Origin of the sequence: Ruegeria marisflavi (assembly GCF_025673445.1) — a bacterium.
Lineage (GTDB): Bacteria > Pseudomonadota > Alphaproteobacteria > Rhodobacterales > Rhodobacteraceae > Ruegeria_B > Ruegeria_B marisflavi.
In genome coordinates this window covers 55045-74867 of record NZ_JAOVQN010000018.1, presented here as the reverse complement: position 1 = coordinate 74867, position 19823 = coordinate 55045, and the positions used below count along the sequence as shown (strand labels likewise).

The following is a 19823-nucleotide window of genomic DNA, read 5'->3' as shown; positions in this document are numbered from 1 at the left end:
CGCGGGGTGAGAAGCCTGGACCGGTTGGTCGTCGGGTAGTGAGCCGGACGCAATGATTGAACTCTGCTCTGTTTTAAACATCATGGCTTGCCCATCAGGGTGAGAGCTTGTCGTATCTCGCCGCGCCAAGGGGGGACGGCAACGCTCCAAGTTTGCGGGTATTGCAGTAAGTGATTGCGAATGCGGTCCTATTAACCGAAGATGTATAAACAAGTTGGTGTGTAGAAAGTTCAAGGCGGGCATATGAAGGTTCTGCTGGCAGATGATCACGATCTGGTTCGGGACGCATTGAAGGCATATCTGGAAAGCGAGAAAGATATAGTCGTCATCACTGTTCCGGACCTGAACTCTGCATGCGAGGCGGCCAGCAAGTCATTGTTCGATGTGGTTCTGCTGGATTACGCTATGCCCGGGATGAATGGCCTTGAAGGGATGAGTAAGGCGATGGAGGCCGGCGATGGCCGCCCGGTCGCTATCATGTCCGGCACCGCCAGCAAATCTGTTGCCCAGAGCGCTTTGGCCGCCGGAGCTGCGGGTTTCTTGCCCAAGACGATGGGGGCAAAGTCTCTGGTCAATGCGGTGCGCTTTATTGCAGCAGGCGAGACATACGTCCCGGTCGATTTCATGAACTCGAGCGACGCCGAGCGGAAACATCCGATTGCGGCCGACCTCAGCAGTCGCGAGTTGGAGGTTTTGGAACGCCTCTGTCTGGGTTTGGCCAACAAGGAAATTGCCCGGGAGTTAGACCTGCAGGAGGTCACGATCAAGCTGCATGTCAAAACCCTGTGCCGCAAGTTGCATGCAAAGAACCGGACCCAGGCGGCTCTGATTGCAAAAGATGCGGGTCTGTTCTGAAGGGCCGTATAAAGACCTTGATCACGGGCAGGCGGAGCTCCCGAACAAGTGAAGGGGATGACTAAGGCTGCGGTGCAAGTCCAATACTATTCTTTAGGATAGCTCAAATACCTGAAAGGGCTGCTTTCAGAACATCAGGATATATCCATAGTTCTGCTAACTTGTACGCTTGAAGATGGGGCGATGATTTTGAAGTACCTGAAGACACTCCTTTCCTTTGCGATTTTTCTGTTTTGGACTGGTTCGGTAACGGCTGGGGAACTGCCGGTTCCATCCCAGGACGTGGTTCTGGTGATATCAGGCAATATCGAGCAGACGAATTCGGGAAAAGACGCCCAGTTCGATCTGGCGATGCTGCGAGAGATGCGGCAGGTCTCCTTTGAAACGACAACACTGTGGACCGAGGGTGTCGTGCGGTTCAAGGGTGTCCCCTTGGCGGATATTCTTGCTCGTGTGGGTGTGACATCCGGCACTATCCGGGCGCATGCGGTGAACGACTATATTGTTCATATCCCCGTCGCCTCGGTCGAGGCGAATGCGCCGGTCGTAGCCTATGAGATGAATGGCCAGCCCATGTCCCGTCGTGACAAGGGACCGTTGTGGGTCGTCTATCCCTATGACTCGTCTGATCGTTTCCGGACAGAAACGATCTATACCCGCAGCATTTGGCAACTGGATCGGATCGAAATCATCCAATAGGCTTTTCACCTCGGGCCAGGGGACCACAGACACGAGGAGATAGATTGCGCGTTTTAGTAGGACCTCATAAACCAGTAGAATGATGTTCCAGCGCAAACAAGAGCGTGGCAGCACCGTTCTTGGTGCGATTGTCGGCGGCGGGCTGGCGGTACTGGTCCTGCTGGTGGCGTTGCTGACACGGCAAGCATTACAGGATGTGGAAAGCCTGAAATCCGCCATGTCCGACAACGTTCAATGGACGTTGTCGCAGACTGAGGTGGATCACGTTCACTTTGTGGACGCGCTGGAGGACGCCCTGGCTGTCCAGGGTCGTGAGCTGACTGCCACCGAAGTGGAGGAGATCCGTAAGGCCTTCGACATTTTCTTCAGCCGCAGCGGAATGCTAAAGGACGGCAAGCTGTTCTTTTCGCTCAATTCCCAGCCCGAGTTTACTGAACCTTTGCGTAAAATCCGGTCTGTTCTGATCGCGTACCTGCCTGTGATAGACGGACCGGATGACCGTCTGATCGCGGCGCTTCCGGGGTTGATGGCGGAAATCGACGGGCTGCGTCCACAGGTGCGCGAGATTTCGGTTCAGGGTCTTGCGCTGCTTGCCCGGCAATCGGACAACCGCAGAGAGGCGCTGGTCACCACCATCACACGGGCGATGGCATTGGTTGCGGGGCTTCTGGTCGCGTTGGTCACGGTCAGCGCATATCTGCTGTTCGTCAACCGAAAGACATTCAAGCGGGGTATTCAGATCCAGCAGGTTAGCGAACGGATCAAGACGGTTCTGGCCACCTCGCAGGACGCGGTTGTGGTGCTCGACATTTCATGGAGGGTGACAGAGTTCAACGCAGTCGCTGAGCGGATGTTCGGGTTTCGCGCGGCCGACGTGATCGGACGACCGGTGTCCGAAAACGTGATCCCGCTGAACATGCGGGATCTCCTCCACCAGAGAGATCGGCAGCGCGCCGCCAGAGAGCAGGTAGTGACAGCTGGTCCGCGGCTTGAACAGTTTACCGCCAGGCGCAAGGACGGCACGGTTTTTCCGGCGGAATTGACCCTTCAATCGGCCTTTGATGGGACCGAAGAGATCATCGTGGGGTTCATCCGGGATATCTCGCGCCAGGTCGGGGACGAAAAGGAACTCGTCGAGGCACGCGACCGGGCCCTGACCGGTGAAAAGGTGAAGGCCGAGTTCCTGACGGTGATGAGCCATGAAATCCGAACGCCGCTGAACGGGATACTTGGCAATCTCTCGCTTTTGGAAGAAACGGAACTGTCCGAAGAGCAAGCCGCGTATGTCCGCAGCATGGAGATCTCTGGAAAGCTGCTGATGGGGCACATCAATTCCGTGCTCGATATCGCCAGTCTCGAAGCGGGCAAAATGACGGTTGTGCTGAGTACGGTGGACACCGACGAGGTTCTACAGGAATGCGTCGAGAGCCAGTTTGCCAGCGCCGCCGCCCGGGGCAACAGTCTGGAATGGTATTGGGTCGGTAAGCGGGCGCCCTGGGTGATCACCGACAGGCGGCATCTGCAACAGATCCTGCTGAACCTGCTGGGCAATGCAATCAAGTTCACGGAAAACGGCCATATCGCCATCGAGGTGGAGCAAAGCCCGCTGCCGTCGAACGGCGGGCGGAAACAGCCGGGGCTGGAGTTTCGGGTGGTAGACACGGGAATGGGCATACCGGAAGAACAATTCGACCTGATCTTTGATGATTTTCGAACAACTGACGCCTCGTTTAGGAGATCGGCGGGAGGGACCGGTCTGGGCTTGGGGATCGCTAGACGGTTGGCGCGCAACCTTGGCGGCGAGATCGGTGTCGAAAGCATGCTGGGTGAGGGCAGCGTCTTTCATTTCCACATCCCGGTACAAATCGCCACGGCGCCGGATGCGCACAGGCACGTGGATAGCGGTTTCTTGGAATCGGCAACGTTCGATATCCTGGTTGTCGAGGACAACGAGATCAATTTGCAGGTCGTCAGCACCATGCTGAGAAAGCAGGGGCACCGGGTGGCGGCCGCGGTGAACGGGCAGGCGGCTGTAGAACAGGCCGCCGGCCGGCGTTTCGATCTCATCCTGATGGATATCAGCATGCCGGTCATGGATGGATTGGAGGCAACCCGCCTGATCCGCAGGGGAACCGGCGCCTCGCGCGATTCCGTTATCGTTGCCTTTTCGGCCAATGTTCTGCCCGGTGACAGGCAGAACTTTCTTGCCGAGGGCATGAACGGGTTTCTGGGCAAGCCGCTGGTTCTGAAGGACCTCCGTCGTCTGTTGTTGGAGCATGTGCCAAAGGCGCGTGCAAAGCGGGCAAACGGTGCAGTGGATGTGGCCGAGCCGGACGGTTCCGAGCTGGTTCGGACCCGGATCTCGGAAATGCGCGAGGTGCTGGGGGACGACGGGACCGGACAGCTGTTGCAGCGTCTCACCTGCGAGTTCGACGATCTTCTCGCCGGTATCGATGCCGATTTGCGGGCCGGTTGCGGATGGCCCGCGCTGGCGGACAGCATCCACAAGGCGGCGGGCAGCGCGGGGGCGTTCGGGCTGGTCGAGATACAGACGCTGCTGGCCGAGATGGAGGATGCGGCGAAGGCATCGGATGCCGCGGCGATCCATGTGGGCAAGGCGCGGCTAGAGGGCGCGTGGTCGGAAAGCCGCCCGTTGCTGCGGCTCTGACGCGAGAGGCCCGGTGGCACCGGGACGCCGGTGCCGGTCAGATGTGGTTCAGACGATGGCGTTCGAGCAGCGCGACCATCATGTCGCCGGCGGCCCGGCGGTGCTGGTGGTGGATGTCACCCGCCAGATAGGGGTGGCCTGCGCGGATGGCCTCGTAGACGCGGCGGTGATCGGCGTTGGACTGAATCGGTTTGGGCCGCATGAACAGGGTGACCGCGCGCGCCCGGCGCACCTGGTCGGTCATCAGCATGACCATCGCGCCGAGGCGGGTGTTGCCCCCGAGACGGACCAGTTCCAGGTGAAACCGGTCGTCCGCCTCGGCCCAGGCGTCGAGATCGTTCCTGTCGAGCGCCGCGTCCATATCCGAGATCGCCTTTGCCAACCCGGCCAGTTCCGCGTCGTCGGGCCGCCGCTCGGCGGCGCGCCGTGCGGCGAGGCTTTCAAGCTCGGTGAGGATGTCATAGATCTCGCGCATGTCGGAGGGGGAGACGGGCAGGATGCGCACCCCCTTGCGCGGGCGCAATTCCAGCAGGCCCTGGCCTTCGAGCATCAGGGCAGCTTCGCGCACCGGAGTGCGCGACATGCCAAGCCGGTCGGCCAGTTCGGTTTCCAGGTGGTCGGACCCTGCGGCAAGGGTGCCGTCAAAGATCATACGGCGCAAGTCCTGCACGGCGCGCTGGGTGTTGGACAGAGGTTTGGCGTCGGGTTGTTTCACGGGGCCTCCAACGTAATCTTGCGGCCGGTTTCGGCCGAGGTGTAAATCGCGGCTTCGATTTCGAGCACACGCAGATAGTCGCGGGCGCGGTTTTCCAGCGGGGCCCGGGCCAGAAGGCTAGATACGACATGGGTTTGCAAGGCATGCACGCAGTCGCCACCGAACCCGGTCCAGTTGTCGGGGGGCAGGATACAGGTGAGCTCCAGCGCGCCGAACCGGCGGTACCAGAGAGAGCCGTCGCCGCGCAGAGACAGGCTGCCGCCCGCGCCTTCGATCAGCGCCTCTCCCATGGTGCGACGCAGGTTGTCGGCGGCATGATCCAGGCAGCGGTTGCCGTCAAAGAGCGCCCGCACGCCGCCGGGATGGTCGAAGAGGATCAGGCCCGCATCCTCGCCTGCGATCACCGGGTTGACGCGGCGCAGGTCGGCGTAGACGGCTGTTGGCTCGCCAAGCAGGTAGCGGAAGGTGTCGATCCAATGCACGGCGGTTTCATGGATTAGGAGGCGTTTCATCGTCCGGAAATAGGGTTGCCGATCAAGATAGGCATCGGCCCCCTGTCCGTCGCCGGGACGCAGGCGAAACGTGACCTGCTGTACGGCGCCGATCCGCCCGCCGTCGATCGCCTGTTTCGCGGCGCGGTACCAGGGCTGGAAACGGAAGTTCTCGTGGATCACGAGCAGGGCGCCGGCGGCCTCGGCCTCGGCCGTGATCTGTCGCGCCTCGGCCAGGTCGCGGCAAAAGGGTTTCTGGCAGATCATCGCCTTGACCCCGTGCGCCAGCGCGGTGCGGATCGCTGCTGCCTGGGCTTCAGGTGGCAGGATGATGTCGAGCAGGTCCGGTTGCGTTTCGGTCAGCATCCGGGCGAGGTCATCAAAGCCGGGCAGGCCGGTGGCCCGGGCGCGCGCGATATCGCGGTCGCAGGTGCCGACGAGGTCGACATTGTCCATCCGCGACCAGCTGCCAAGATGGTACTGGCTGAAATATCCGGCACCGGCACAGGCGACACGCAGCAGGGTCATGGCAGAGACAAAGCCCGGGCGACCGCATCCGCCGCAGCCCGCGTTCCGGCGGTGCCGCCCAAGTCGCGGGTCAGGGCAGCCCCCTCGGCGATCACCTGTTCGACCGCCTGACGCAGGCGATTGCCATCGCGGCGCAGTCCGTCATTGTCGTGTTTGTCGCCCAGCCAGTCGAGCATCATCGCCGCCGACAGCAGCATGGCAAACGGGTTGGCAAGACCCTGGCCCGCAATGTCGGGCGCGGTGCCATGGCAGGGCTGGAACACCGCGTGATCCAGCCCGATATCGGCCGAGGGCGCCATGCCGAGCCCGCCCATCAGCCCGGCCCCGAGGTCGGACAGGATGTCGCCGAACATGTTTTCGGTGACCAGAACGTCGAAATCCCAGGGCCTCTGCACCATCCACAGCGCCATGGCATCGACATAGGCGTGATCTGCCGTCAGGTCCGGGTGGCGTGCGGCCTCTTCTTCGAAAATCTTGCGGAAGAAAGCGAAGGCGCGGAACACGTTGGCCTTGTCGACGCAGGTGACCCGGCCCTTGCCGCGCCCCGATGCCTTGCGCCGGGCGGCGAGGTCAAACGCAAAGCGGAACAGTTTTTCGGAGGTGTCGCGGGTGATGCGCAGGGTTTCGCGGGCCTCGGTGTTGGTGACCTCGCCACGGCCCTTGGTAAAGAACAGCCCCTCGGTGCTTTCCCGGATCAGGACAAAGTCGATGGTCTTGCCCGGCGGCAGGGTCAGCGGCCCGGGCTGGCCCGGGCGCAGCGTCACCGGCCGCACCCCGGCAAAGAGCGACAGCTCCATCCTGAGGTCGATCTGCGGAGTGATCTCGGTGCCGTCGGGATAGCGCACGTCGGGCAGGCCCATCGCCGACAGCAGGATCGCATCCGAGGCGCGGGCCAGCGCCAGCGATGAAGCGGGCAGGGCGGTGCCGGTGTCGCGATAATGGCCTGCCCCGGCGGGCGCCTCGGCGAAATGGAGCGCATAATCCGGGGCGGCATCGGCAAGCGATTGCAGGATCTCCACGGTTGGGGCGGTGATCTCGGGGCCGATGCCGTCGCCCGGAAAGACGGCGATCTGATAGGCATTTTGCATCGTGTTCGGTCCCTTTCTGACGGCGTCCGCGACGGGCGCGCGGGTTGGTTTTCTGAAATGTTGACAATGTATACGTTAACGCATACGAAAAGAATTGCAGTATGTCTACCGTCAATCGACAAGACAAAAGCTTTGCCAGGCCGGAGCGGGGAGGCGGGATGTTCGCAGTCACTGTAAGCTTCAGGATTCATCCCGAGAGGGTGGATACGTTCTTGCCCCTGATGATCGAGAATGCGCGCGCATCGCGGGACCTGGAGCCGGGATGTCGCCAATTCGACATCTGCCGCGACGGCGGCGAGATATTCCTCTATGAAATCTATGACGACCGGCGCGCCTTTGACGCACATCTGGCCAGCGCGCATTACAGGGCCTTCGATGCCGCCGTCGCTGGCATGGTGGCCGAAAAGACGGTGCGGTTCTACGAGGAGGTGATCCGATGAGCGATTGGGAAGTGCATGCGGTGAAATACGCCGACCGCGACAACCGGACCCGCGCGGACAGCTTCATCTTTGACGACAATCACGACGCGCCGCATGCGATGGACTATTACATGTGGCTGCTGCGGCGCGGTGACCGGGTGATCCTGGTCGATACCGGTTATGACGATGGTGAGGCGCGCGACCGGGGCCGACCGATCAGGATCGACCCCCAGGCGGCGCTGGCGCCGCTGGGGGTCACGCCCGACGAGGTGGACGAGATCATCGTGACCCATCTGCATTACGACCATGCGGGCGGTCTGGCGCTGTTTCCCAATGCGCATCTGCATCTGCAAGCAGCCGAGATGGCCTATGCCACCGGTCCCTGCATGTGCCACGACACGCTGCGCATGCCCTTTACCGCCGGTCACGTGTGCGAGGCGGTGACGCGGCTCTATCGCGGCAAGTTGAGTTTCCACGAGGGCGATGCCGAGATTGCCGATGGTGTAACGGTGCATTGCATTGGCGGCCATTCGCGCGGGTTGCAGGCGGTGCGGGTGCGCACCACCGCCGGATGGCTGGTGCTGGCCTCGGACGCGGCGCATTTCTACGAGAACCTCTGGCTGAGAAAACCCTTTCCCATCGTGGTCGACATGGAGGACATGCTGGAGGGATTCACCCGGCTGGAAAAACTGGCCTCGCGCCGGGAGTTGATCGTGCCGGGGCATGACCCACTGGTACGCAAGGTGTTTCCATCCGAGGTGGCAGCGCATATCACCAGACTGGACAAGGGTCCGGTTCGGGAGATCAGCATATGAAGATCGGCGTCATCGCGGATGATTTCACCGGCGCATCCGACATCGCGCTGACGCTGGCCGAGGCCGGGTTTCGCGTGGCGCAGTTCATCGGCGTGCCCGATGACCCGGCGGAGGGGTCGCTGGATGCAGGCGTGGTGGCGTTGAAATCGCGCACGGCGCCGGTGGAGGAGGCTGTCCGCGACAGTCTTGCCGCCTGCGACTGGCTGCTGGCGCAAGGATGTCAGCAGATCGTCTCCAAGGTCTGTTCGACCTTCGACAGCACGCCCGAGGGCAATATCGGCCCGGTGCTGGAAGCGCTGGCCGAGCGATTGGGCGCGCGGCATGTGCTGGTTTGCCCCGCCTTTCCTGAAAATGGGCGCGCGGTCTATCAGGGGCATCTTTTTGTCGGCGACCGGCTGTTGAACGAAAGCGGGATGCAGGATCACCCTTTGACACCTATGACCGATGCCGATCTGCGCCGGGTTCTGGCGGCGCAGACCACCTGGCCTGTCGCGCACGTTCCGGCGCAGGTGGTGGCGCAGGGTAGTGAGGCGATTGTCGCGGCCCTGCCCGAGGCGCGCGCGATGGTGATCGTCGATGCGATCCGCGATGCGGATCTCTTTGCCATCGGTCAGGCGGCGCGGGGGCAAGTGCTGATCTGTGGCGGGTCGGGGATCGCGCTGGGCCTGCCCGCCAATCATGGCGCGACACCGGCGCAGCCGGGCTGGCAGCCGGTGACGGGGCCGGGGGTTGTCCTGTCGGGTTCCTGTTCGCGAGCGACGCGGGCGCAGGTGGCAAGATATGCCGCCGCGCATCCGGCTTTTGAGGTGACCGCCGAGGCGGCTGTTGCCGGAGCGGTGACCGCAGCGACTCTGGCCGAATGGGTCGTGGCGCAGGACGGTGTGCCGCTGGTCTATTCCTCGGCCGACCCGCAGGTTGTGCAGGCCGCGCAGGAGACATATGGGCGCGAGGTTGCAGCACATGCCATCGAGGGGCTGTTTTCGCAACTGGCCGCCGCGCTGGTGGAGCAGGGATACAGCCGGATTGTTGTCGCGGGCGGCGAGACCTCGGGTGCGGTTGTTTCGGGGCTGAAGGCCGGGGTTCTGAACATCGGCCCCCGGATCGCGCCGGGCGTGCCGGTGGTGCGGATCGAGGGGCGAGATGTGGCTTTGGCGCTGAAATCGGGGAATTTCGGGGACGAAGATTTCTTTGAAACCGCGCTGGCACTGATGGAGGGCAGGGGATGAGCGAAGAGGCGCGTGCCCGCGAGGATATCTGCCGCATCGCCAAGTCGATGTTCGACCGCGGGCTGACCTGCGGTGCCTCGGGCAATATCTCGGTTCGCCTGTCCGACGGGCGCCTGCTGGTGACGCCCACGGGCAGTTCGATGGGCTTTCTCGATCCGGCCCGTATCAGCCTGATGTCCGGGGATTGCCGCCATCTGGGCGGCGATGCGCCGACCAAGGAAATCCCTCTGCATTCCGCGTTTTATGACACCAGGGCCGGGACGGGCGGGGTGGTGCATCTGCACTCGACCCATTCTGTCGCCCTGTCAATGCTGCCCGAGGTTGACCCCGACAACGTACTGCCGACCTTGACGCCTTATGCGCTGATGCGGTTGGGCAAGGTACAGCTGTTGCCGTTCTTTCTGCCCGGCGACGAGGGCATGGGGGCTGCGGTGCGTGGGCTGGCGGGCAAACGCTCGGCGGTGCTGCTGGCCAACCATGGGCCGGTGGTGGCGGGCAAGGATCTGTGGGCGGCGGCCTATGCCATCGAGGAGCTGGAGGAAACCGCCAAGCTGGCTCTGCTGACCCGGGGGGTGAACCCGCGCGCCTTGAGCGAAGAACAGGTTCGCGCGGTGGTGCGCGCCTTTGACATCGACTGGTGACGGGCGCGCCAGCCGTGACGTCGCGGCAAAGGGCTTCCTGCCTGCTCCGGCGCTGTCGAAAGGATTGGCCAGACGCGGAAAATCCTTACAGTCGTTAGCGGAGAGGGAGGACGTGACGATGATAGCTATCCTGTACCGCCGTGCGGTCATGGCCGATGTCCTCCAGGGCTTGAAGGGAGACGCCGCATGACCGACCAGACGCCCCCCAAACGTCTTGGCATGACCCTGCGCGACCGGCTGCACCAGGACGAGGGCTGGGTCTATATGACCGGGATGCAGGCGCTGGTGCGGCTGCCGATCCAGCAGCACCGGCGCGATGCGGTGGCGGGGCTGAATACCGGCGGCTATATCTCGGGCTATCGCGGCTCGCCCATGGGCACCTATGACATGGCGCTGTGGCAGGCCGAGAAAGAGCTGAAGGCGCATAACATCCATTTCCAGCCAGGGGTGAACGAGGATCTGGCCGCCACCGCGACCTGGGGGTCGCAGATGGTAGGTCTGTTTCCGGGCGCGCGTGTGGATGGGGTATTCTCGATCTGGTACGGCAAGGCGCCGGGCATGGACCGGTCGATGGATCCGCTGCGGCATGCAAACCTGTCGGGGACCAATCCCAAGGGCGGCTCGCTGATGCTGGTGGGCGATGACCACGGAGCCAAATCCTCGACCGTTGCGTGCTATTCCGACATGAACTTCGCCTCGCTGGGCGTGCCGCTTCTGGCGCCTGCGAATGCGCAGGACGTACTGGACATGGGGTTGCACGGGATCGCGATGAGCCGGTTTTCATCCACTATCGTGGGCATGAAACTGGTGACCGATGTGGTCGAGGGCGGCGGCTCGGTCTATGTGGCGCCGGACAGCCCGGCCATCGCGCTGCCCGAGGACGGCGGCCCGGACACCTCCATCAAACCCTTTGTGCCGATACTGGAGCAGGAGCGGGTGCTGTGGGACGTCAAGCTGCGCAAGGCGCTGGATTACGCCCGCGCCAATGGGTTGAACCGGATCAGCGGTGCGTCTGACGCGTGGATCGGCGTGGTGGCGGCTGGCAAGGCCTGGCAGGACCTGAACCAGGCGCTGTCGGGGCTTGGCTATCGCGACGGGAAACTGGGCGGGATGCCGGTGCGGCTGTTGAAGGTCGGCATGATCTGGCCGCTCGACGATACGGTGATCAGGGAATTCGCCGAAGGGCTCGACGCAATCGTCGTAGTCGAGGAAAAACGCGGAATGCTGGAGGACCAGATCCGCGCCAGCCTTTATGGAACGGCGCGCGCGCCCCGGATCGTGGGCAAGACATTCTCGGGCCGGGCCTATGACCCGCAGGCGGGCGATACGGCCTTCCCGGGGTTTGGCGAGATCGATCCGAACATGGTCACCCGCATTCTGGTGCGGGTGGCGCAGGAAACAGACCCCGACTGCGGCCTGTCGATGCCGAACCATCCTAGCCGGCCACCGGCGCTGGCGGGCGGGGTGATCCGGGCGCCGTCATTCTGCGCCGGTTGTCCGCACGGGCGCTCGACCCAGGTGATCGACGGCAGCCGGGCGCTGGCCGGGATCGGGTGCCATACGATGGCGATGATGCGTGATCCGGCCAAAACCAACTCGGTCAGCCATATGGGTGGCGAGGGGGCGATGTGGCTGGGGCAATACCCGTTCACCGACGAGACGCATGTGTTCGCCAACATGGGCGACGGGACCTATTTCCATTCGGGCCTGATGGCTATTCGCGCGGCGGTCGCGGCCAAGGCCACGATGACCTACAAGCTGCTGCATAACGGCTTTGTGTCGATGACCGGCGGGCAGCCACATGATGGCGAGGTGAGCCCGGAACAGATGGTGCGCCAGCTGAAGGCCGAGGGCGTGGGGCGCGTTGCGCTGGTGTCGGACGAGCCCGAGAAATACGAGGGCAAGGCGCTGGGCGAGGGGGTCACCCTGCATCCGCGTACCGAGCTGGCCGTCGTACAGGCCGAGATGCGCAAGCTGCCCGGCGTGACCGTGATCATCTATGACCAGCCCTGCGCCACCGAGCGGCGGCGGCTGCGCAAACGCGGCAAATGGGTCGATCCGGACAAGCGGGTGTTCATCAATCCTGAGGTCTGCGAAGGCTGCGGCGACTGTTCCACCGTCTCGGCCTGCATGGCGATCGAGCCGCTGGAAACCGAGTTCGGACGAAAGCGGATGATCAACCAGTCGTCCTGCAACAAGGATTTCTCCTGCGTCGAGGGGTTCTGCCCCTCTTTCGTGACCGTCACCGGCGCCACCCCGCGCAAGGTGCAGGCAGCCGAGGTCGAGATCGACGTGAGCCACCTGCCGGCGCCGCGCCCACGCGCCATCGACGGGTCGTGGTCCATTCTTGTTTCGGGCATTGGGGGCGCCGGGGTTGTGACCGTGGGCCAGACGCTGGCGGTTGCGGCGCATGCCGACGGGTTCTACTCCTCGAACCTCGACATTACAGGGCTGGCGCAGAAATACGGCGCCGTGCACAGCCATATCAAGATCGCGCTCAGCCCCGAGCAGATGCGCGCGACGCGTATCGCGGCGGGCGAGGCGGATGCGCTCATTGGCTGTGATCTGGTGGTGGCGGCGGGCGATGAGGCGCTGTCGAAACTGACGCCGGGCAAGTCGGTGGCGGTAAGCGATACGACCGTGGTGCCGACGTCCGAGTTTTCAAAAAATCCCGACTGGCAATTGAGCGGTGCGGAACAGGCCGCCCGCCTGACCGGGCTCTTGGGGGCGGATGCGCAGGTGCTGGAGGCCCAGCACTTGGCCGAGCGGGTGATGGGCGACCGGGTCTATGCCAATATGGTGCTGATGGGGGCAGCCTGGCAGCAGGGCGGTATCCCACTGTCGTTAGAGGCGATCCACCGCGCTATTGATCTGAACGGTGTTGCCGTGGCCCGGAATCGCAAGGCCTTTGATCTGGGGCGCCTGGCGCTGGCCGATCCGGCTGCCGCCCGGCGGTTGGCGGGCGATGATGCCCCTGTCGCGCTGGGTGAACGCCGCGAACCGACGCTGGCTGAGATCATGGACCTTCGGGTGGCGGAGCTGACCGCCTACAAGGACGCGGCCTTTGCCAAACGCTATACCGACATGGTGGATCGGATCGCCGACGCCGGGTTGAGCGAGGCGGCGCAGCGCGCGGTCGCGCGGGGGTACTACAAGTTGCTGGCGGTCAAGGACGAATGGGAGGTGGCGCGGCTTTACGGCAAGCCTGAGTTCCGCGCGCAGCTTGAAGCGACCTTTGAGGGTGATATGGAACTGACCTTTTTCTTCGGCGCCTGGCCCTTTGGGGGCACCGACCCCAAGACCGGCAAGCAGGTCAAGGGCGCGGTCAAGGGCAAGACCGCGATGCGGGCCTTTGGCCTGATGAACCGGCTGCGTTTCCTGCGCGGCAGCGTCCTCGACCCGTTCCGCAATTCCGAGGAGGTGCGTCTAGCGCGTCAGTTGCTGACCGAATACGAGGCCGATATCGACTTTGCCATCGCCCACTGGTCGGACGCGGCGGCAGCGCGAATTATCGAATTGCTCGACCTTCCCGAACATATCCGGGGCTATGGTCACGTCCGTGAACGCCACGCTAAAGCGGTCGCGCAAAAGCGCGTTGCCCTGCGGGCTGCGATCGGGGCGGCACAGACAGAGGCCGCATAGCTGCGGCTTCTGTTTCTCAGATTTGGAGCGATCCGACACTGGCGCCGCCGCAGACATAGAGAGTCTGGCCGGTGACAAAGCTGTTTTCGGGGTCGCAAAAGAACAGAAAGGCGCGGGTGACGTCATCGACCCGGCCAAGGCGGCCCATGGGAATGCGTTTGGCCAGCGCCTCTTGCTGTGAGCTGTCCTTTTCCACGATACCCCAGAAATTGTCGGTCAGGATCGGACCCGGGGCCACCACGTTGACGGTTATGCCATGCGGCGCCAGTTCCAGTGCCCAGGTGCGGGCCATGCCGATCATGCCCGCCTTGGTGGCGCCATAGGCGGTGCGGGTGGGCGCGCCGAGCGCCGCGCGCGAGCCGTTGAACATCACCCGCCCGAAGGCCCGCGCCTTCATCGTGGGCAGAAACGCCTTGAGCAGGGTCAACGCCGAGCCGAGGTGCAATTGTGCCAGCCCGGTGATGTCCGAGGCTTCGGCCTCTTCGATCAGGTTGGGCCAGATCAGGCCCGCGTTGTGGATCAGGTGGGTGACCTGGTGGCTGGATGCCGCTTGCGCGGCGGCATCGGCCACAGCTTGTGGGTCCAGGAGATCGGCCTCGACCGAGTGGAGGCGGGGATGGGTGAACTCGGGGGCGTGGCGCGAGATCGACACGACCGTGTAGTCGCGCGCCAGGAGCGCTTGCGCCAGATCGGCGCCGATGCCCTTGTTGCCCCCGGTGATGACGGCGGTATGGGTCATGTCTCCTCCACCAGCGCCAGTACCCTGAGCGGGCTGCCGGTGCCGTTCTTGATCTTGAGGGGCGCTGCGATCAGCACCGCGCCGGTGGGCGGTAGCTGGTCGAGGTCCGACAGGCATTGCAGCCCGAACCGCCCTGCGCCGTGCAGGTAGTAATGCGCCGGGTAGGGCGGGGTATAATGGCTGCCCTGACCGGCATCGGTGCCCACGGTTTCGACGCCAAAACCGCGAATGTCGCGCTGGTCGATCAGAAAGCGGATCGCTTGCGGAGTGGGACCGGGCGAATGCGGCCCGTCCTCACGCATGTTGAGGTATGCGGCACCGCGCCGTTTCGACCAGTCGGTGCGCATCAGCACCCAGGCCCCGGCGGGGATGCGGCCATGGCTGGCCTCCCACGCCTCGATCAGGGGTACGGTCAGTTCGAAATCTTCGTCCTCTGCCGCGCCTTGCGAACAGTCGATGACACAGACCGGGCCGATGAAGTTGGCCGGGTCGATCTCGTCCACCGCCGCGCGCGGCAGGTCACGGCCCGAGATCCAGTGCGCTGGCGCGTCGAAATGGGTGCCGGTATGTTCGGACATCGAGATATTGTGCCATTTCCACGCCGGGCCGCGATGGTCATAGGCGCTGATCTCTTCCATCCGGAAGCGGGCGCATTGGCCGAATTCGGGCGGCAGGATGATGACCGGGAAATCGGGGTCGAGCGTGTGGGTCAGGTCCACCACCCGGATCTCTCCGCTGGCGATGCGGGTGGCGAGATTGGCCAGAGTGGTCATGCGCCTTCTCCTCCCAGCGTCATTTCGCGTTCCAGCACCTTGGGGTCGCGGCGGAAGCGGTCGCGCAGGTCCTGGGCGATGTCGCCGCACCAGACGTCTTCCAATCCCCGTTGCAGTCCGTCCACGACGGACCGCGCCAATGCGGATGCGGTGACGCGCGGTGGTGGTAGCGGCTGGTACCAGTCGTCCTCTTCGGTGGGGCCAAAGAACACGTTCATCACCCTCAGGCCCGAGGGGCGGAATTCGGCGCGCAGCGATTGGCTGAGGGAATAGGCCCCCGCCTGGCTGGCGGAATAGGCGCCGAAGGGGCGCGCGTTGCTCAGCGCGCCGACACTCAGCAGGTTGACCCATGCGGCGGCGGCGTTCACCCCGTCCGAGGCGCGCGTGCACATGCCGGGGCCGAATGCCTGCGCCAGCCGCATCAGGCCGAGGTAGTTCACCTCCAGCTCGTCGCGGGCAAAGCCGGTATCGCCTCGATCCAGCACGCCGCCGGGGCGCAGGAACCGGGCGGTGTTGATCAGGATATCGGTCTTGCCACCGATCTCGCCTGCCAGTTTCTGCACCGATGCGGTGTCGGTCACGTCCATCGGCAGGATCTGCACCCCCAGCGCCTCCAGTTCGGCGCGCTGCGGATAGGGCCGCCAGCTTTCCGGCTCACCGGCGAAGATGATCGCCGCACCCGCCTTTTGCAGGGCGCGCGCCAGCGCGGGGGCCTGGGCACTGCGGGCATCGGTGATCAGCACGCGGCGGTGTTTGGGGTCGGCAGAGAGGGCACGCATCAGCGGATCGTCCTCCATGTTCGGGGTGTCGGTTTCGGGCAGGGCGACCAGCACGCCCTGGCCTGCCTGGTCAAGCCGGGCGGTGATGCGCACGCGGGCGTGGCGCGCCACATCGCCATGGATATGGGCCAGCACGGTGGGGCCGGCATCGAGCTGCACGGTGCCCGCGCGCCATGGCATCCGCTCGCGGAAGTAAAGCCGGGGCGAGGTCTGTACCGTGGTCTCGGCGATCAGCGTGCCGCCCGGCGCCATGTCCTGCCACGGCAGGTCTGTGCTCAGGCAGGCGGAACAGGCATCGCGCGGCGGGTATTGCACCTTGCCGCAGTCGGCGCAGCGTTGCAGGGCAAAGCGGCCTTCGGCAGCGGCGGCGGTCAGGTGGAGGGCGGCGCGAGACCGCACCTCGGGCGGGCGAGTCGGTGAAACCGACCGTTTCTGCGGGTCTTTTCTGGGCGGCGGGGACAGGGGATGGGTCATGCGCGCGCTCCGGTCGTGAGGACCGCCGCACTGGAACAGAGGCCACGGTCGAAGTTGATCATGCCAAAGCCCGACACCAGCGCCCGTTCCGCTCCCGGCACCTGCGTGCCGCCTGCCTGTCCGGTGACCTGGCGGATCGCCTCGACCATGCCGATGAAGCCGCCCGCCGCCCCGGCCTGACCGCCGGAAAGCTGCCCGCCCGAGGTGTTGTGGGGGAAGTCGCCCGAAACGGTCAGATCCTTCTCGCGCAGGAAGGCCGGGCCTTCGCCCTTGGCGCAGAACCCCAGATCCTCGATCTGCATCATCGAAATCACCGGATAGTCGTCATAGGTCTGCACCAGATCCATGTCCTGCGGTCCCATTCCGGCCTGATCCCAGAGCACATCCACATCCATCGTCCAGCCACCGCGCAGCTGGATTGGGTCGTCGGCATGGGCATTGTGCCGCTCGATGGCGGCGGCCAGCCGGGCAAAGGGCAGGTTCAGCGATTGCGCCCGATCCTCGGACATGACCAGAAACGCCTCGGCCCCGGCGCAGGGCATCACGCAGTCAAAGAGCGCAATCGGGTCGGCGATGGGGCGGGCGTTCAGGTATTGCTCCATCGTCAGGGGTTTCTTCATCACCGCGTTCGGGTTCTTCAGCGCATTGGCGCGCTGGGCCACGCAGAGCCGCCCGAAATCCGCGCGCGTGGCGCCGTATTCGGTCATGTAGCGGTCGGTGAGCAGCGCAAAGCTCGCATTCGGGCCGCCGTAGCCATAGGGATAGCTCGCATCCATCGCAAAGCGTGAGAAGCTGGACAAGAGCTGCCGGAAACTGTCGATATGGTTGGTGTCGCCTGCGACGCAGGCAATGATTTCGGCGTCACCCGCCTGCACAGCGCGCGCGGCGCGGCGCAGGGCCACCCCGGCCGAGGCGCCGCCCATCGGGATATGATCCAGCCAGCGCGGGCAGAGGCCCAGATGCTGGGTCAGCCCCACGGCGGTATCGGGGAACAGCGTGAAGGACGCGACCTGGAACCCGTCCAGATCGCCGGGCTTCAGCCCCGCCGCCCGCAACGAGCCGCGCAAAGCGGTGGCAATCCAGTGATGGGCGGTGTCGATGGAATAGCGCTGATAGGGCGTCGAGAAGGGCGCAACCAGCGCCACGCCCTCATAGCTGGCAGGTCGTGCCATCACGCCACCTGCCGTTTCTTGAGATGGGTCAGCGTCACCGTGGCTGGGTCCGACAACAGCGCCTCGGCCATCTCTTTCAGCGCCTTGCGCTGGATCTTCTGGGTCGGGGTCATCGGCAGGTTGTCCACAAAGGCAATATAGCCCGGCACCTTGTAATAGGCCATCTGGGTCAGCGCCCATTGGGCGATCTGCTGGGCAAGATCGGGCGAGGGGGCATCGACAGTTAGACAGGCGAACACCTCGTCCCCGCGCATCGGGTCGGGCACAGCGGCCACGCCCGCCGCCCGGATGGACGGGTGGCGCATCAACACGCTTTCCACCTCGACCGCGGCGATATTCTCGCCCGAGCGGCGGATTACGTTCTTCTTGCGGTCCACGAAGAAGAACCGCCCGTCACCATCGCGGCGCACGATATCCCCGGTGTGGAACCAGCCGCCTTCCCAGGCTTCTGCCGTGGCCTCGGGGTTCTTGTCGTAATGCGAGAAGAAGCCGTAGCGCGGGTCGGGACCGACGTTGCGGACTAGGAGTTCGCCCGGCTCGTCCGGGGCGGCGTCCTGTCCGGTATCGGTGACCACGCGGGCCGCGACCCAGCCCTCGGCCCGGCCCAGACAGGATTGGCCGATCAGCCGGTCATGCGTATGGGCGGCGATTACCGCGCCTGCCCCGGTTTCGGTCATCGCCCAGGCCTCGATCAGCGGAAAGCCGAACCGCGCCTCGAACCCGGCTTGCAGCTTGGGGTCGATCCCCGCCCCGAAACCGAAGCGCACGTGATGGGCGCGGTCCGCAGGTGCCTCGGGCAGGGACATCAGGATCGAGGGCATGACGCCCAGGTAATGCAGGCAGGTGGCGCGCGCCCCGGCCACATCGGCCCACCAGCTCGACGGATGGAAGCGGTCGAGCGCGATCAGGCAACCGCCCACGGTGACCATCGCCATGAAGGAATAGGCCATGGCGTTCATGTGAAAGATCGGCAGGGGCGTGATCATCCGCTCGCCCGTTTCGGTCAGGGACGCGACCCCGCCCAGATCGGCATACCAGCGCCCGGCCAGCAGGAAATAGGCATTGGGCAGCACGCAGCCCTTGGGGTTGCCGGTGGTGCCCGAGGTATAGAGCAGCGCCGCCTCGCGCGCCTCGCCTGTGCGTGGCTCGGTCACGGTGGCCTCGGCGCGGGGTGGGGGCGGTGCATCCTGGTCCCCGATGACCGGGGTTGTGACACCCGCAGCCAAGGCCGCCGCGCGCAGTTCTTCGGCACGGGCGGGCAGGGCGACGATCAGCGCCGGTTGCGCATGGCCGATCAGGTATTCCAGTTCGGCCGCCCGCAGGTCGGGATTGATCGGTACGATCGAGGCGCCGATGCAGTTGAGCGCGGCAAAGAGCTCAAAGAACACGGGCCGGTTTTCCAAAAGCGCTGCCACCCGCATTCCCGCGCCATAGCCCGCCTGTTTCAGCGCCTCGGCCCGCGCATCCACGCGCGCAAGGAAGGTGCCATAGCTGACCGGCCCGGCCGCGATGTCATAGGCCGCCGCCGTGCCGGGCAAAACGTCAAGCAGCGGGCGGTCCGGCCAGCGTGCCGCTGTGGCCGCGATGGCGGCGTAAACCGTCTCGGCGCTCACGGCAGCAGCTGGATATTGCCAAAGGCGGCGTCGCAATTGAGCAGCTCCACCTTCTTGCCCGCGATACGGAAAGCGCCATCCACCAGCGCCAGATCATGCGTCACGGTGAGGGCCAAGAGCTGCTGTTCGTCCAGCCGCGTCTCGACATAATGCATGTTGGTCACGGTCTGGAACTTGCCCGCCTCTGGGTCGAAGACATCGACAAAGGGGCGCTGGATCACGTGGTTACAGCGCGATTTGGGCTTCTGCGAAAAGGTCCGCTCGCCATTCAGCCGCTCGACCCTGAGGCGCAGCATGAAATTGTCCTCGTAAAGGAACGAGGTGGCGTTGACCGGATCGGCCTGCTTGTAGTCGAGCGGCATCCAGTAGACCGCATCGGGCAGCCACAGGTCGAGCCATTCGGTATAGCGTCCCTCGTCCAGCATCCTTGTTTCGGCATAGATGAAGTCGATCACGTCGTCGCGGGTGGTCATTGCTGCATTCCCC

Annotated in this window: 17 protein-coding genes; 8 read left to right on the top strand and 9 right to left on the bottom strand. The window is 64.4% G+C overall.

Annotation, left to right across the window (positions count from 1 at the left end; translation table 11 throughout):
- Positions 1–243 precede the first annotated feature (243 nt).
- The 3 genes from OEZ49_RS16755 (at position 244) to OEZ49_RS16745 (ending at position 4222) form a co-directional block, all read left to right on the top strand.
- Positions 244–855 carry a response regulator transcription factor gene (locus OEZ49_RS16755; protein ID WP_263389390.1) on the top strand — a complete coding sequence of 204 codons (612 nt, stop codon included), beginning with the start codon at positions 244–246 and terminating at the stop codon, positions 853–855.
- A gap of 183 nt (positions 856–1038) precedes the next feature.
- Positions 1039–1554 (top strand): molybdopterin-dependent oxidoreductase, encoded by a 516-nt coding sequence (locus tag OEZ49_RS16750; protein WP_263389389.1) that lies wholly within the window; start codon positions 1039–1041, stop codon positions 1552–1554.
- An 82-nt stretch (positions 1555–1636) separates the two neighbouring features.
- On the top strand, positions 1637–4222 hold the full coding sequence (locus tag OEZ49_RS16745) for an ATP-binding protein (protein ID WP_263389388.1): 2586 nt from the start codon (positions 1637–1639) through the stop codon (positions 4220–4222).
- A gap of 37 nt (positions 4223–4259) precedes the next feature.
- Here OEZ49_RS16745 and OEZ49_RS16740 read toward each other — a convergent pair whose 3' ends face one another.
- The 3 genes from OEZ49_RS16740 to OEZ49_RS16730 are packed head-to-tail and all read right to left on the bottom strand — an operon-like array spanning position 4260 to position 7044.
- Positions 4260–4937 carry a GntR family transcriptional regulator gene (locus OEZ49_RS16740; protein ID WP_263389387.1) on the bottom strand — a complete coding sequence of 226 codons (678 nt, stop codon included), beginning with the start codon at positions 4935–4937 and terminating at the stop codon, positions 4260–4262.
- Positions 4934–5956 (bottom strand): Gfo/Idh/MocA family protein, encoded by a 1023-nt coding sequence (locus OEZ49_RS16735; RefSeq protein ID WP_263389386.1) that lies wholly within the window; start codon positions 5954–5956, stop codon positions 4934–4936. The genes OEZ49_RS16740 and OEZ49_RS16735 overlap by 4 nt, the downstream gene beginning before the upstream one ends.
- Positions 5953–7044 carry an isocitrate/isopropylmalate dehydrogenase family protein gene (locus OEZ49_RS16730; protein WP_263389385.1) on the bottom strand — a complete coding sequence of 364 codons (1092 nt, stop codon included), beginning with the start codon at positions 7042–7044 and terminating at the stop codon, positions 5953–5955. The genes OEZ49_RS16735 and OEZ49_RS16730 overlap by 4 nt, the downstream gene beginning before the upstream one ends.
- 101 nt (positions 7045–7145) lie before the next feature.
- Between OEZ49_RS16730 and OEZ49_RS16725 the strand changes: the two genes are divergently transcribed.
- The 5 genes from OEZ49_RS16725 to OEZ49_RS16705 all read left to right on the top strand — a co-directional run bounded on the left by OEZ49_RS16725 (position 7146) and on the right by OEZ49_RS16705 (position 13787).
- The gene (locus OEZ49_RS16725; RefSeq protein WP_317853182.1) at positions 7146–7484 is read left to right on the top strand and encodes a putative quinol monooxygenase; all 339 of its coding nucleotides are present in this window, start codon (positions 7146–7148) and stop codon (positions 7482–7484) included.
- Positions 7481–8278 carry an N-acyl homoserine lactonase family protein gene (locus OEZ49_RS16720; RefSeq protein WP_263389383.1) on the top strand — a complete coding sequence of 266 codons (798 nt, stop codon included), beginning with the start codon at positions 7481–7483 and terminating at the stop codon, positions 8276–8278. Before OEZ49_RS16725 ends, OEZ49_RS16720 begins: the two co-directional genes overlap by 4 nt.
- Positions 8275–9504, top strand: coding sequence for a 3-oxo-tetronate kinase (otnK, locus tag OEZ49_RS16715; RefSeq protein ID WP_263389382.1), 1230 nt, complete (start codon positions 8275–8277; stop codon positions 9502–9504). Before OEZ49_RS16720 ends, otnK begins: the two co-directional genes overlap by 4 nt.
- Positions 9501–10145 (top strand): 3-oxo-tetronate 4-phosphate decarboxylase, encoded by a 645-nt coding sequence (gene otnC / locus OEZ49_RS16710; RefSeq protein WP_263389381.1) that lies wholly within the window; start codon positions 9501–9503, stop codon positions 10143–10145. Before otnK ends, otnC begins: the two co-directional genes overlap by 4 nt.
- Positions 10146–10331: 186 nt before the next feature.
- Positions 10332–13787 carry an indolepyruvate ferredoxin oxidoreductase family protein gene (locus OEZ49_RS16705; RefSeq protein ID WP_263389380.1) on the top strand — a complete coding sequence of 1152 codons (3456 nt, stop codon included), beginning with the start codon at positions 10332–10334 and terminating at the stop codon, positions 13785–13787.
- Between the two features lie 16 nt (positions 13788–13803).
- Here OEZ49_RS16705 and OEZ49_RS16700 read toward each other — a convergent pair whose 3' ends face one another.
- The 6 genes from OEZ49_RS16700 to OEZ49_RS16675 are packed head-to-tail and all read right to left on the bottom strand — an operon-like array spanning position 13804 to position 19810.
- The gene (locus tag OEZ49_RS16700; RefSeq protein ID WP_263389379.1) at positions 13804–14526 is read right to left on the bottom strand and encodes an SDR family NAD(P)-dependent oxidoreductase; all 723 of its coding nucleotides are present in this window, start codon (positions 14524–14526) and stop codon (positions 13804–13806) included.
- Positions 14523–15299, bottom strand: coding sequence for a cyclase family protein (locus tag OEZ49_RS16695; protein WP_263389378.1), 777 nt, complete (start codon positions 15297–15299; stop codon positions 14523–14525). The genes OEZ49_RS16700 and OEZ49_RS16695 overlap by 4 nt, the downstream gene beginning before the upstream one ends.
- Complete coding sequence (locus OEZ49_RS16690) at positions 15296–16552, bottom strand: SDR family oxidoreductase (protein WP_263389377.1); 1257 nt, start codon at positions 16550–16552, stop codon at positions 15296–15298. Before OEZ49_RS16690 ends, OEZ49_RS16695 begins: the two co-directional genes overlap by 4 nt.
- Positions 16549–17724 (bottom strand): thiolase family protein, encoded by a 1176-nt coding sequence (locus tag OEZ49_RS16685; protein WP_263389376.1) that lies wholly within the window; start codon positions 17722–17724, stop codon positions 16549–16551. The genes OEZ49_RS16690 and OEZ49_RS16685 overlap by 4 nt, the downstream gene beginning before the upstream one ends.
- A complete protein-coding gene (locus OEZ49_RS16680; protein ID WP_263389375.1) occupies positions 17724–19337 on the bottom strand; it encodes an AMP-binding protein in 1614 nt (537 codons plus the stop codon). The genes OEZ49_RS16685 and OEZ49_RS16680 overlap by 1 nt, the downstream gene beginning before the upstream one ends.
- On the bottom strand, positions 19334–19810 hold the full coding sequence (locus OEZ49_RS16675; protein WP_234137923.1) for an aromatic-ring-hydroxylating dioxygenase subunit beta: 477 nt from the start codon (positions 19808–19810) through the stop codon (positions 19334–19336). The genes OEZ49_RS16680 and OEZ49_RS16675 overlap by 4 nt, the downstream gene beginning before the upstream one ends.
- Between the last annotated feature and the right edge of the window lie 13 nt (positions 19811–19823).